The following is a 14,163-nucleotide window of genomic DNA, read 5'->3' as shown; positions in this document are numbered from 1 at the left end:
CACCCCCGCTGCCCCCGCCGCCCCCACCGAACCGACCGGGCCCGGAACCGGCGCCCCCGCGGCGCTGCCCTGACCGCGCAGGTCCCGCCGCCCCGAACACCACCGCCAGGGAGAACCGGATGAGCATCAAGGTCAGCGTCGTCGTCCCGATCCACAACACGGGCAAGACCGTGCTGGACGGGCTGGCCTCCTTCCGCGCCCAGTCCCTCCCCCGGCAGGAGTTCGAGGTCATCTACGTCGACGACGGCTCGACCGACGACACCCCCTCCCTCCTCGCGTCCGAGACCGCCGCCGACGAGAACGTCCGGGTGATCCGGATCGAGAACTCCGGCTGGCCCGGCAAGCCGCGCAACGTCGGCATCGACGCGGCCCGCGGCGCGTACATCCAGTTCGTGGACGACGACGACTGGCTCGCGCCCGAGGCCCTGGAGCGGCTGTACGAGCGAGCGGTCGGGACCGGCGCCGAGATCGTCTGCGGCCGGATGGCCGGGCACGGCCGCGCGGTGGCCCGGGTGCTCTACAACACCCCGATGGCGGCGGGCAACGTCCGCAGGAACACCGTCCTGCTGTCCACGATGACCGTGCACAAGCTGTTCCGGCGGGACTTCCTCCTGGCGCACGACCTGCGCTTCCCCGAGGGGAAGGTGCGGCTGGAGGACCACCTGTTCATGCTGCGCGCCTACCTCCTCGCCGAGAAGGTCGCCACCGTCCACGACTACACCTGCTACCACTGGGTGCGGCACGACGACGGCAAGCACAACATCTCCTTCCAGCGCATCGACCCCGCCGCGTACATCAGCAGCGTCCGGAAGCTCATCGGGATCATCGACGAGCACCTCGAACCCGGCCCGCTGCGGGACAAGTTCATCTCGCACTGGTACGCGAGCAAAGCCCTGGAACGGCTCCAGGGCGAGAAATACCTCGCCCGGCCCGCCGGCTACCGAACAGAGCTCTTCGAGGCCGTCCGCTCGCTCGTCGCCGACCTGGTGCCGCCCGGCGTGGACGCCAAGCTCCCCGCCAGGCAGCGGGTCGCCTCCGCGCTGGTCCGGCACGGCGACCGGGCGCTGCTGGAGGAGTACGCGGCCTTCGAGTCCGGCACCACCCACGAGCCGCGGCTCGACGGACTCGAATGGCGCGGCGGCGAACTGGCCGTACGGATCAGCACCCAGCTCGTACGCCCCTCCCCGCACGGGCCCGGCGCCCCCGTCCTCTTCTCCCGCGCCGACGGCCGCTACCGCTGGCAGCTGCCGCCCGCGGTGGCCGCCGCCCCCGGCGTCGCCGAGGCCGCCGACTTCACCGACGAGGTGCCGCGCGGCAAGGTCACCGGGCTGCTGCGGCACCGCGAGGAGGCCACCGAGATCTTCGTGCCGACCACCCAGCGCGTCGTGGACTTCCCGGCCGCCGACACGTCGGCCGGAGGCTCGAACGGAGCGGGGGCCGACCGCCGTTCCTCGCTGCTGGGGCGGCTGTCGGGACGGCTTCAGGGGCGGGGCCTGCGCGCCTCGGTCGCGCTCGCGGACGAGGTCGAGGACGAGCCCGGCGCGGCCGGGGGCGCGCAGCTGTACGGCGTGCGCTTCGAGAGCGAGTTCACCGTCGCCCCCGGTTCCGCCGACCAGGGCCGGGCGCTGCACGGCGTCTGGGACGCGTTCGTCCGGCTGGACTGCTGCGGCTGGACGAGCGGGCGCAGGCTCGGCGCGCTGCGCGGCAGCGGCGTGGACCGGCAGCGGATGCCCGCGTTCTTCGCGGGCCGGGGAACTGGTGAACAAGCCGGTGCGGGAGCCGGTGCCGCTGAAGGAGGGGGTGCCGCTGAACGAAGGGATGCCGCTGAAGGAGGAGGTCCCGGCGACCCGTCGTTCATCAACCCCTACTGGACCAAGCCGCACGCGAATCTGAGCCTGTCCGTCGACGGGTCCTTCGACCCGCTGAACCGGGCGGTGCGCGACGTCTCGCGGATCGTGCTGACCGGAGGGGACGGGAAGGCGGCGGCGGACGGGGACCTCAGCGTCGAGATCCCGCTGACCATCGCCCCGCTGAGCGGCCCGGTGCCCGTCACCGTACGGCTGGAGCGGGCGGGAGCCGTCCTGCTGCGGATCGACGCGGCCATCGCGCCCCCGGCCGACTCCGGCATCCCGGCGCTGACCTTCCGTACCGCCCGCGGTCCGCTCGCCGCGGCCTGCGGCGCCGAGCCCGCCGCGCTGCACATCGAGCGCGGCGACCGGTCCGGCGCGCTCGGCCTCCTGCTGCACCAGCACCCCGCCACCGGACAGTGGTCCGTCTACCGCTAGGAGCACCCATGAGCACGCAGCGCACCACCGCCGTCGTCCTCGCCGGCGGGACCGGGCAGCGAGTCGGACTCGCGCTGCCCAAGCAGCTCCTGAAGATCGCCGGAAAGACGATCATCGAGCACACCCTGCGGATCTTCGAGGACGCCGAGGACGTCGACGACGTGCTGGTGCTGATGACCGCCGACTTCGTGCCCGACGTGGAGAAGATCGTGGCCGCCTCCGGCCTGTCCAAGGTCCGCAAGGTGCTGCCCGGCGGCCACACCCGCAACGAGACCACCGAGATAGCCATCGCCACCATCGGCGCGGACCTGGCCGAGGGCGAGGACCCCAAGGTGCTCTTCCACGACGCGGTGCGCCCGCTGCTCTCGCAGCGGATCGTCGCCGACTGTGTGCGGGCGCTGGAGAACTACGACGCCGTGGACGTGGCCATCCCGTCCGCCGACACCATCGTGGTGACCCGCACGCACGGCGACGACGGCGAGTTCATCACCGACATCCCGGACCGCTCCCGGCTGCGCCGCGGCCAGACCCCGCAGGGCTTCAGGCTGTCCGTGATCCGCCGGGCCTACGAGATCGCCGCCGAGGACCCGTTCTTCCAGGCCACCGACGACTGCACGGTCGTGCTGCGCTACCTGCCGGACGTGCCGATCCACGTCGTGGCCGGCGACGAGCACAACATGAAGGTGACCCAGCCGGTCGACATCTTCCTCGCCGACAAGCTCTTCCAGCTCGCCTCGCAGACCGCCCCCTCGCATCCCGACGAGGCGGCCTACCGGCGGCTGCTGACCGGCAAGGTGCTGGTCATCTTCGGCGCCAGCTACGGCATCGGCGCCGACATCGCCTCCGTCGCCCAGGACTACGGCGCGAGAGTCTTCTCCTACAGCCGCTCCGGCACCGGCACCCACGTCGAGATCCCCGAGCACGTCGAACAGGCCCTCGCCAGCGCCCACGCGAGCGCCGGGCGCATCGACTACGTCGTCAACACCGCGGGTGTGCTGCGCATCGGCAAGCTGGCCGAGACCGACCCGGAGACCATCCAGCAGGCGACCCTCGTCAACTACCTGGCCCCGGTGCAGATCGCCCGCTCCTCGTACCGCTACCTCGCCGAGACCAGGGGCCAGCTGCTGCTCTACACCTCCAGCAGCTACACCCGGGGCCGGGCGCAGTACAGCCTCTACTCCTCCGCCAAGGCCGCGACCGTCAACCTCACCCAGGCGCTGGCCGACGAGTGGGCCGAGGACGAGGTACGCGTCAACTGCGTCAACCCGGAGCGCACCGGCACGCCGATGCGCAGCCGGGCCTTCGGCGAGGAGCCGGCCGACACGCTGCTCACCTCGGAGTCCGTCGCGCGCTGCTCGATCGACGTCCTGCTGTCCTCGCTCACCGGGCACGTCATCGACGTACGCCGGCAGGACCCGACCAACGAGCGGGACTTCTCTGCGGCGGCGATGGAGCGGATGGCGGTCCACGATGCGGCCTGATCCGGCACTGGGGCCTGACCCGGCGCTGGAGCCTGCCCCGGCGCCGGGCCCTGATCCCGCACTGGGTGCGACCCGGCGCCGGGCGGTACGGCCACCGCCCGGCGCCGGCGGGAGCGTATCGCGCGGCCCGCCGTCCGGCCGCGGTCCGGCCGGCCATCGCCCCGGCCCACCGTTCACCGCTCCCCCGAGCGCCCGCCTCCTCGCAGCTCCCCGGCACCGAGCCGGGGAGAACAAGCCCTGTACACGTATCCACACGGCATCCGGAGCCCGCCATGTCCTGCCCCCGCGTCAGCGTGATCATCGCCGCTTACAACGCCATGCCGGAGCTGACCCGCTCCGTCACCTCCGCGATGGAACAGACCCTCGGCCTCGCCAAGCTGGAGATCATCGCCGTGGACGACGGTTCGACGGACGGCACCGCCGCCGAACTCGACCGCCTCGCGGCCGGCTGCCGCGCGCTGCGCGTGATCCGTCAGGAGAACAGCGGCGGCGCGGGCGGCCCGCGCAACACGGGCCTGGACGTCGCCCGCGGCGACTACGTCTTCTTTCTCGACGCCGACGACTACCTCGGCCCCGACGCGCTGCGCCGGATGGTCGCGATGGCCGACGAGAACCACACCGATGTGGTCCTCGGCAAGCTGGCCTCGCCCGACAAGCGCGGCGTCCCGCGCGCCGTCTTCCAGGCCAACCAGCCCCGCACCGACGTCTTCAGCTCACACGCCTACTCGACGCTGGGGCCGTGGAAGCTCTTCCGGCGCTCCCTGATCGAGCGGCTGAACCTGCGCTTCCCGCCCTGCCGCAACGGCGAGGACAAGCCGTTCACCGCCGCCGCGTACATCAACGCCGACGGCATCTCCGTCGTCGCCGACTACGACTGCTACCACATCTGCTACCGCGACGACCGGAGCAATCTGACCCTCACCGGCGCCGGCCTCGTCGACCGGATGGAGTCCATGCGGCTGATGTTCGAAACCGTCGCCCGGTACGTCGAACCCGGCCCCCGGCGCGACAAGCTGATGCGGCGGCACATCCAGTGGGAGCTGTGCGGGGCCCTGCGCGCGCTGGTCCGCGAGGACGAGACGGACGCCCGCGAGCGCTTCTTCCCCGCGTTCAAGGAGTGGGCCGACGCGCACTGCGGCGACGAGCTGTTCACCCTCCTCAACGCGCCCGAGCGCCTGATGATCCACCTGCTGCGCACCGACCGCTTCGACGAGCTGCTGACCGTCGTACGCGAGGCCAAGGCGGACGCCAAGCGCGGCCACCGGGTCGAGGGAGGCCGCGTCTACTGGCTCCACCCGTACTTCCGCAGCCCCGAGGTCGCCGTCCCCGACGTGTGCTTCGACGTCACCGACCGGCTGCCGGTCCACCACCACCTCGACGAGGCCGCCTGGTCGGGCAGCGTGCTGCGGCTCGCCGGGCACGCGTACATCGAGCACGTCGACACCGCTGAAGACCCGGCGGCCCCCGACACCCCGGCCGCTCCCGCCGCTCCCGAAGCCCGCACCGCGGTGATCCTGCACAGACGCGGCGAGGGCACCAAGATCCGGGTCCCGGTCACCGCCCTGGCCGAGCACGGCTTCACGGTCGACCTCGACCTCGCCACCGCGGCGGACGGCGGCCCGCTGGAGCGCGGCATCTGGGACCTCTCGCTCGACGTACGCGCCCAGGGCGTCAGCCGCACCGTCCGGTTCGGCCGGCGCCGGGCCGACGGCGTCGACACCAGCAAGCCGCGCCGGATCGTACGGACGGGCCCCGAGCGCGGCACCGTCGTCACCCCGTACTTCACCCGCCCGGAAGGCGACTTCAGCCTCGACGTCGGGGAGGTCTACCACCGCCTCGACGCCCCCTGCCGGATCACCCGCACCGACTGGCACCCGGCCGAGCGGGGCACGCTGACCGTCACCGGGCGTCTGCACGCCGCGTCGCTGCCCGCCGGGGCGCTGCTGCTGCGCGCCGAGGACCGCTCGGGCACGGCCCACGACCTGCCGGTGCGCTACGAGCCCGACGCGCTCTCCAGCGAGTTCACCGCGCTGCTCGCGCTGCACCGGCTGCCGAAGCGGCGGTGGCGGCTGAGCCTGGTCCTGGACGGACTCGGCGACGGGCTGCGGCACAGCGTCCCCGTACCGCCGCCCGAACGGCACCCGGACGCCCGCTGGTACCGGCCGGACCGCCCGGACTACACGCGCCGGCTCCGAGCCCACTCCAGGCTGCGCCGCTGGGCGTCCACTCCGACAGACAGCCCGCTGCGCGCCCGCCTCCGGCCGCTGCTCGGCCCGCTGGCCCGGCCACTGCTGCGCCGCCTTCGGGCGCACTGAGCAACTCAAGCGCCGGACCGACTGAATTCAGCCTCCCCCAGCCTTCGGCCGGGAGGTGCCCCCAGGCGCTTGAGGACAGCGCCGCCGTAGGCGCGCCGCGCCTACTGGTGCGTACGCAACAGCGTCCGCATCGTCCGCATGGCGACCGACAGGTTCGCCAAGTCGAACGAGTCCGAACTCTGGATCTCCTCCAGCGTCGAGCGCGCCCGGCTCAGGATCGCCGCGTTCTTCTGCTCCCACCCCTTGAACCGCTGCTCGGGCGTCGACTCGCCGTTGCCCGCCGTCAGGATGTCGGAGGTCAGCGCCGCGTGCGCCGCGAAGAGGTCCTCGCGGATCGAGGCGCGGGCCATCGACTGCCACCGGTCGGCGCGCGGCAGTTCGATGATGCGGTCCATCAGCTGGCTGATCCGCAGCCGGTCGGCGAGGTCGTAGTAGATCTCGGCGACGGCCAGCGGCTCCTTGCCGGTCCGGTCCGCGATGGCCACGATGTCGAGCGCGGGGAAGGCCGAGGAGAAGCCCGCGACGCGCAGCGCCAGCTCGCTCGGCACCCCGACGCCGGTCAGCTCCTCGTGGATTCCCTGGTACCACTCCAGGTCCGATCCCCTGAGCAGCTTGGGCATCTCGGACCACACCGAACGGACCCGGTCCCGGAAGAACTCGATGGTCTCGGCCAGTTGCAGCGGCTGCGGCCGGTTGTTCAGCAGCCAGCGGGTACCCCGCTCGACCAGCCGCCGCGAGTGCAGCCTGACCCGGGTCTGGGCGTCGGCCGCGACCACGTTGTCCAGCGCCTCGACCTCGTCCCAGACGGTGCTGAGCCCGAAGATCTCACGGGCCGCGGTCTGCGCCCGTACGACCTCCTCGATCGAGGCCCCGGTCTCTTCGCGCATCCGGTGCAGGAAGGTGGTGCCGGCCGTGTTGACGGTGTCGTTGACCAGCACCGTCGTGACGATCTCGCGGCGCAGCGCGTGCGCGTCGATCTGCTCGGCGAAGCGCTCGCGCAGCGGCTTGGGGAAGTAGGCGTGCAGCAGCCGCTGGAGGTACGGGTCGTCGGGCAGGTCGGTGGCGATCAGCTCGTCGGCGACCGTGATCTTCGTATAGGCGAGCAGCACGGCCAGCTCGGGCTGGACCAGGCCGCGGCCGGTGGAGAGCCGCTCGCGGACCTGCCGGTCGGTGGGCAGGTACTCGATCTGCCGGTCGAGGCGACCGTCGCGGACCATCCGGCGGATGTAGCGCGAGTGGGCGTGCAGCAGGCTGGGGGCCTGGGCGACGGCGTTCGACAGGGCGGTGTTCTGCGCGTAGTTGTTGCGCAGCACCAGCGCGCCGACCTCGTCGGTCATCGCGGCGAGCAGCTTGTCGCGCTGCTTGACGGTCATGTCGCCGTCCGAGACGACCGCGTTGAGCAGGATCTTGATGTTCACCTCGTGGTCGGAGGTGTCCACGCCCGCGCTGTTGTCGATCGCGTCGTTGTTGATCCGGCCGCCCGCGTTGTCCGGACCGCCGCTGAGCGAGAACTCGACGCGGCCGAGCTGGGTCAGGCCCAGGTTGCCGCCCTCGCCGACGATCTTGACCCGCAGGTCGGCGCCGTCCACCCGGATCGCGTCATTGGCCTTGTCGCCGACGTCCGCGTGCGTCTCGGTGGACGCCTTGACGTAGGTGCCGATGCCGCCGTTCCACAGCAGGTCCACCGGGGCCTGCAGGATCGCCTTCATCAGCTCGGCGGGGGTCAGCTTGGCTACGCCGCTCTTGATCCCCAGCGCCGCCCGGACCTGCGCGTTGACCGTGATGGACTTGGCCGAGCGCGGGTGGATGCCGCCGCCCGGCGAGAGCAGGTCCTTGTTGTAGTCGGCCCACGAGGAGCGGGGCAGCTCGAAGATCCGGCGGCGCTCGGCGTACGAGGCGGCCGCGTCCGGCTTCGGGTCGATGAAGATGTGCCGGTGGTCGAAGGCCGCGACGACCCGGGTGTGCTCGCTGAGCAGCATGCCGTTGCCGAACACGTCGCCGGACATGTCGCCGACGCCGACCGTGGTGAAGTCCTCGGTCTGGCAGTCGTGCCCCAGCTCGCGGAAGTGCCGCTTGACGGACTCCCAGGCGCCGCGGGCAGTGATGCCCATGCCCTTGTGGTCGTAGCCGGCCGAGCCGCCGGAGGCGAAGGCGTCGCCGAGCCAGTAGCCGTAGCTGACCGCGACCTCGTTGGCGATGTCGGAGAAGGTCGCGGTGCCCTTGTCTGCGGCGACGACGAGGTAGGTGTCGTCCTCGTCGTGGCGCACCACGTCCTGCGGGTGCACCAGCTCGCCGGCGACCAGGTTGTCGGTGATGTCGAGCAGCCCTGAGATGAAGGTCTTGTAGCAGGCGATGCCCTCGGCCAGCCACGCGTCCCGGTCGAGCGCCGGGTCGGGCAGCCGCTTGCCGACGAAGCCGCCCTTCGCGCCGACCGGCACGATCACGGTGTTCTTCACCATCTGCGCCTTGACCAGGCCGAGGATCTCGGTGCGGAAGTCCTCCCGCCGGTCCGACCAGCGCAGACCGCCGCGCGCGACCTTGCCGAAGCGCAGGTGCACGCCCTCGACGCGGGGCGAGTAGACCCAGATCTCGTAGGCCGGGCGGGGCGCGGGCAGTTCCGGGATGGCCTGCGGGTCCAGCTTGAGCGAGAGGTAGCTGTGCGGCCGGCCCGACTTGTCGCCGCGCTGGTAGTGGTTGGTCCGCAGGGTCGCCTTGATGACGGTGAGGAAGGACCGCAGGATGCGGTCCTCGTCCAGGCTCGCGACCTGGTCGAGGGCGCCGTCCAGCTCCTCCAGCAGCCCGTCGGTCAGCTCGGTGCCGGCCTTCCGGTGCCCCGGGGACATCCGGGCCTCGAAGAGGTTCACCAGCAGCCGGGTGGTGTGCACATTGGTTCGGAGGGTGTCCTCCATGTACGTCTGGCTGAACGTCGCCCCGGCCTGCCGCAGATACTTCGCGTAGGCGCGCAGCACCATCGCCTGCCGCCAGTTGAGCCCGGCGCCCAGCACCAGCGCGTTGAAGCCGTCGCTCTCCGCCTGACCGGTCCAGACCGCGGAGAAGGCCTCCTGGAAACGCTCACGGGAGTCGTCGCCCTCGACCCGCTCGGGCATCCGCAGCCCGAAGTCGTAGATCCAGGCGTGGCTGCGGTCGGCGCGGCGCAGCTCGTACGGGCGCTCGTCCACCACCTCGACGCCGAGCCGGGTGAGCACCGGCAGCACGGCGGACAGCGAGACCTGCTCGCCGGTGCGGTAGATCTTGAAGCGGCGCTCCTCGGGGGCCGCGCCGACCGGCTCGTACAGGCTGAGCGCGAAGTCACCGCCCTGCCCGGCGGCGCTGAGCTGCTCCAGGTGCTGGAGGTCGGCGACGGCGCTGCGCGGGGTGTGGTCGGCCTTGTAGCCCTCGGGGAAGGCGTTGGCGTAGCGGCGCGACAGCTCGGCCGCGCGCTCTTCGCCGCACTCGGCGACGAGCGCCTCGCCGAAGCCGTCGGCCCAGGAGCGGGCGGCCTCGACGAGCCGCGCCTCGATACGGTCGGCGTCGGCGTCGGTGAGGTCCGGCAGGGTCGCGCCGGACGGCACCCGGACGACGAAGTGCAGCCGGGAGAGCACCGACTCGGTGTTCCAGGCGGTGAAGTCGACGCTGGTGCCGCCGAGCTCCTCCTTGAGAATGTCGATCAGCCGCAGCCGCACGCTGGTGGTGTAGCGGTCGCGCGGCAGGTAGACGAGCGCGGAGTAGTAGCGGCCGTACTCGTCCTGGCGCAGGTAGAGCCGCAGCCGGCGGCGTTCCTGGAGGTACAGGACGCTGGTCGCGATGGAGCGGAGCTGGTCGACCGGGGTCTGGAACAGCTCGTCGCGGGGGTAGGTCTCCAGGATCTGCAGCAGGTCGCGGCCGTCGTGGCTGGCCGGGGTGAACCCGGCGCCGGACAGCACCTCGGCGACCTTGCGGCGGATGACCGGGACCCGGCGTACGGACTCGGTGTACGCGGCGGAGGAGAACAGGCCCAGGAACCGGCGCTCGCCGACGACGTTGCCCTCGGTGTCGAACTTCTTCACGCCGACGTAGTCGAGGTACGAGGGGCGGTGCACGGTGGAGCGGCTGTTCGCCTTCGTCAGCACCAGCAGCTTGTGCTCGCGGGCCTTGGCCCGGGCGTCGGCCGGCAGCCGGTGGAAGGACGGCGAGACGGGGTGGCCCTCGTCCCCCTCACGGTGCGAGGGGTCGGAGCGCAGGATGCCGAGGCCGGTGCCGGGGACGGCGGCGAGCACGTCCTCCTCGCCGCTCTCGGTGGCCGCGGAGGTCAGCACGTACTCGCGGTAGCCCAGGAAGGTGAAGTGGTCGGCGGCGAGCCAGCGGAGCAGCTCGCGGGCCTCCTCGATCTCCTGGTCGCGCAGGTCGTCGGCGGCCGGCTCGGCGGGCAGCTCGTCGGCGATGCGCAGCGCGCTGTCGCGCATCTTCTCCCAGTCCTCGACGGTCTCCCGGACGTCGGACAGCACCCGGAGCAGATCCGCGGTGATCTGCTTGAGGTCGGCGCGGTCGGTCTCGCGGTCCATCTCGACGTGGATCCACGACTCGGTGAGCGCGTCGTGCGGCAGCTCGGAGGCGGCGTCGGTGCCAGTCGCGGCACCATGCTCGTCACAGCCGGAGCCGAGCACTTCCAGCAGCTTGCCGGTGAGGTCACGGCGGACCACGACCTGCGGGTGGATCACGACGTGGATGCCGCGGCCCTGCCGGGACAGCTCGTTGGTGACCGAGTCGACCAGGAACGGCATGTCGTCGGTGACGATCTCGACCAGGGAGTGGCTGCACTGCCAGCCGTTCTCCTCCACCGTCGGGGTGTGCACCCGGACGTTCGCGGTGCCCTGCGGCCGCGACTCGGCCAGCCGGAAGTGCGAAAGGGCCGCGCCGAAGACGTCGACCGGGTCGCGGTCGTTCAGGTCCTCGGGTGCCGTGTGCAGGTAGTAGCGCTGGAGGTACGCAGTGAGAGCCGCTGGCGACAGGCTCCCCTTCGACCAATTGAGCCCGGCCGGTTGACCCCCGGCGGGACTGTTCTCAGCGACTCGGGCGGCCCTTGCGAGCAGCTCGGCCTTGGCTTCGTCCAGCTTGGTCTGCATGTCCTCTGGCTCCTGTCGCGCGCCGTTGCGTGACGTCGGTAATGGTGATGGCTGGGGGGCGAACCCCCAGATCCCGGGGCACGACGTCGCGACGCGGGGTATCCGGTCGTGGTCGACGTTATGCCGCGAGGAGGGAAGGCCGGGCTGTTCTTGGCCAATATCGGCACGGACGCCCGGCAAAGAGAATCAGCGGCAGCCCGGGCACCGTGGTGCGCCGGGCGCTTGGCGGGGGCCTCATCGCCCCTGCGGGATATCGCGCTGATCACGGCCTAAGGCTATCGCTCTCCCCCCGGTGACCGTCATGGTCCGCTTCTGTACAAAACCAGGGGTGGAAGTTTGACGTTCTGGACAGCGACACGCGGGCCCGGGCCCTTGGCAAGGCAGCCGGATCGGAGCACCGTGGTGGGCTGGACCGGTCGGACACGGGTGCGAGGCGGAGGACGGTGGCGGGGATGGCAGCGAAGATCCTGATCGTGACGGGCGACGCGGCGGAGTCGCTGGAGGTGCTCTACCCCTACCAGCGGCTGCGCGAGGAGGGCTACGAGGTGCACATCGCGGCCCCGACGGCCAAGCGGCTGCGCTTCGTGGTGCACGACTTCGAGGAGGGCTTCGACACCTACACCGAGAAGCCCGGCTACAGCTGGCCCGCCGACCTGGCGTTCTCCGACGTCGAGCCGGGCGCCTACGTCGCGCTGGTCATCCCCGGCGGCCGGGCCCCGGAGTACCTGCGCAACGACCCCGAGCTGCGCAAGCTGCTCAAGGCCTTCTTCGACGCGGACAAGCCGGTCGCCCAGATCTGCCACGGCCCGCTGCTCACGGCCGCCATCGGAGGGCTCAGCGGGCGGCGGGTCACCGCGTACCCGGCGCTGGAGCTGGACGTACAGGCCGCGGGGGCCTCGTTCCAGGACACCGAGGTGGTGGTCGACGGCACGCTGGTCTCGGCCCGCGCCTGGCCGGACCACTCGGCCTGGATGCGGGAGTTCCTGACGGTGCTGCGGGCGAAGGCGCCGGTGACGTAGCTCATAGGTCCGCTGGTCGACTGGCGGACGTCGTGAGCCGGCGGACGTCGTGAGCCGGCGCTGCGCGCGAAGGCGACTGTGATCCGCTGGTCGACTGGCGGAGGTCGTCAGCCCACCAGCCGCTCGGCCGTCTCGACCGCCTCGGCGAGGCTGTCGACCACCGGCACCCCGGCCGCCGCGAGGCTGCCGCGGCTGTGCGAGCCGCCGGTGTAGAGCACGGCTCGGGCTCCGACGTGCGCCGCGGCCACCGCGTCGTCCAGCGCGTCACCGATCACCACGATGCGGTGCGCGGGGACGCCGTCGAGCGCGGCGAGGTGCCGCACCATGTGCTCGGCCTTGCCGGTGTGCGAGGGCCCTATTCGGCCGTCCACCCGGATGAAGTGATGCTCGATGTCGTGCGTGCGCACGATCGGTATCAGGTTCTCGTGCGGCGCCAGTGAGCAGAGCGACTGGGTCAGCCCGGCCGACTGCCGCTCGGCGAGCAGCCGCTTGGCGTCGAGCGCCAGCCCTGAGCCGCCGGCCAGCGCCCAGTAGTGCCGGTGGAAGGCCTCGTCCATGACCAGCCACTCGCTGTCGGTGGGCAGCCGGCCCATCAGCCGCTGGTAGAAGAGCGGGATGGGCACGCAGTACAGGTCCCGGTACCGCTCCAGAGTGATCGGCGCGAGACCGATCTCGGCGAACGAGGCGTTCGTCGCCTCGATGACCGCGTCGATGTCGTGAAAGAGCGTGCCGTTCCAGTCCCAGACGATGTGCGCCGCGTGCTTCCCCATGACAGACCCCATGGCGAAAAGGTACCCATCCGCACTGACAACCAGCCATCGGGCCCAGCGGAGCCAGGCGCACGCTTCGGCCGGTCGGTCCGGTCCGGTCCGGTCCGGTCCGGTCCGGCTCAGAGGCTCAGGCGATCAGGTTGGGGACTTCCTGCACCGCGAACCACAGCAGCTCGTGGTCCTCCGCACCGTCCACCGTGAACTGCGCGTCGTCGTCGCCCTGGTCGGCCGCGCCCAGCGCGTCGGCCGCCGCCCGCACATCCGGCTCGGCGTCGTCGGCGTCCGCGTGCACCGCGGCGGCCTTGGCGAACGGCACCGCGCCCGCGATCCGTACCGCGCCGAGCGCCGCGCTGTCCAGGCCGCGGTCCGGGTCGGAGACGGCGTCGCCGTCCGGCACGTCCAGGGCGACGACGACCCGGCGGCGGGCCGTCCCGGGATCGGCGGCGAGCAGCCGCAGCGAGGCCTGTCCGGCCCGGTTCAGAGCCGCGTACTCCAGCTCTTCGATGTCATCGGAGACATACCACTCACGCAGCGCGGGGGTCACGGCGAAGGCGTCCAGCGGGCCGGGGCCCAGTTCGCCCGCCTTGTGCGCCTCTGCGAGACCGGGAAGGGTCAGGGGGACGTAGACGCGCATGGCTGCCGCTTTCCTCGTGAATGCCTTACGGCTCGGTGCCCGGCCAGCATAGGCCGCGCGTACCCCTTCGGAGTACTCATGGCCCGGCGGAACCCTTGGTGCCGCACACAACGCCTCCGGCCGGGCCCGGCACCGCCCGTACGGCACCCGGCACACCCCCCGGCGGCCCGTCCCGCCACGCCGCCGGCGCCCCCTGATAGGGGAACCCAGCCGGGGTCCCGGGGCCCGTACCGCTCACCTTGTCGCCGCCTCGGCGCCCTCGGTAAAAGATCCCTGAGCAGAGTTACCGCCCGGTATTCGCACCGGGCCCGGCACAGCGGGGGCAATCAGCATGGGCATCGACAGGATTTCGGCCACCAGGGCCGCAGCGCTCGCGACCGCGTCGGCCAGGAGCCGCCCGCCGCAGCGGCGCGACTCCCGGCGTCCCAGCAGCGGTACGGGGACGGCGCACGCGGCGGCCGCGGCCCGGCGGCAGGCGCGCGAACGGCTGCCGCGCTACTGGTTCGCCGACCGCCTGCTGCTGACCCTGAGCGGCCAGAAGCCCGTCCACTGGATGC

Annotated in this window: 7 protein-coding genes and 1 pseudogene; 5 read left to right on the top strand and 3 right to left on the bottom strand. The window is 71.9% G+C overall.

Going from position 1 to position 14,163, the window contains the following annotated elements:
• Window positions 1–119 precede the first annotated feature (119 nt).
• The 3 genes from QMK28_RS25895 (at window position 120) to QMK28_RS25885 (ending at window position 6,081) form a co-directional block, all read left to right on the top strand.
• Window positions 120–2,285, top strand: coding sequence for a glycosyltransferase family 2 protein (locus tag QMK28_RS25895; RefSeq protein ID WP_326442003.1), 2,166 nt, complete (start codon window positions 120–122; stop codon window positions 2,283–2,285).
• An 8-nt stretch (window positions 2,286–2,293) separates the two neighbouring features.
• Window positions 2,294–3,766 (top strand): bifunctional cytidylyltransferase/SDR family oxidoreductase, encoded by a 1,473-nt coding sequence (locus tag QMK28_RS25890; protein WP_326442002.1) that lies wholly within the window; start codon window positions 2,294–2,296, stop codon window positions 3,764–3,766.
• A gap of 272 nt (window positions 3,767–4,038) precedes the next feature.
• Window positions 4,039–6,081 (top strand): glycosyltransferase family 2 protein, encoded by a 2,043-nt coding sequence (locus tag QMK28_RS25885; protein ID WP_326442001.1) that lies wholly within the window; start codon window positions 4,039–4,041, stop codon window positions 6,079–6,081.
• Window positions 6,082–6,182: 101 nt separating this feature from the next.
• Here QMK28_RS25885 and QMK28_RS25880 read toward each other — a convergent pair whose 3' ends face one another.
• Window positions 6,183–11,183: an NAD-glutamate dehydrogenase gene (locus QMK28_RS25880; RefSeq protein WP_326442000.1), complete on the bottom strand. Its 5,001-nt coding sequence runs from the start codon at window positions 11,181–11,183 to the stop codon at window positions 6,183–6,185.
• Between the two features lie 452 nt (window positions 11,184–11,635).
• Between QMK28_RS25880 and QMK28_RS25875 the strand changes: the two genes are divergently transcribed.
• Window positions 11,636–12,202: a DJ-1/PfpI family protein gene (locus tag QMK28_RS25875; protein ID WP_326441999.1), complete on the top strand. Its 567-nt coding sequence runs from the start codon at window positions 11,636–11,638 to the stop codon at window positions 12,200–12,202.
• Between the two features lie 107 nt (window positions 12,203–12,309).
• On the opposite strand, the gene QMK28_RS25870 is transcribed toward QMK28_RS25875, so the two are convergent.
• Both QMK28_RS25870 and QMK28_RS25865 read right to left on the bottom strand, forming a co-directional pair.
• A complete protein-coding gene (locus QMK28_RS25870) occupies window positions 12,310–12,972 on the bottom strand; it encodes an HAD family hydrolase (RefSeq protein ID WP_326442004.1) in 663 nt (220 codons plus the stop codon).
• A 127-nt stretch (window positions 12,973–13,099) separates the two neighbouring features.
• The gene (locus tag QMK28_RS25865) at window positions 13,100–13,606 is read right to left on the bottom strand and encodes a DUF6912 family protein (protein ID WP_326441998.1); all 507 of its coding nucleotides are present in this window, start codon (window positions 13,604–13,606) and stop codon (window positions 13,100–13,102) included.
• A 331-nt stretch (window positions 13,607–13,937) separates the two neighbouring features.
• Between QMK28_RS25865 and QMK28_RS25860 the strand changes: the two are divergent.
• Window positions 13,938–14,163 (top strand): annotated as a pseudogene (locus QMK28_RS25860) (hypothetical protein); the annotation flags it as partial.

Source organism: Streptomyces sp. H27-D2 (assembly GCF_035828615.1).
GTDB lineage: Bacteria > Actinomycetota > Actinomycetes > Streptomycetales > Streptomycetaceae > Streptomyces.
The sequence above is the reverse complement of the archived record's forward strand: the minus strand, read 5'-3'. Positions and strand labels throughout refer to the sequence as shown.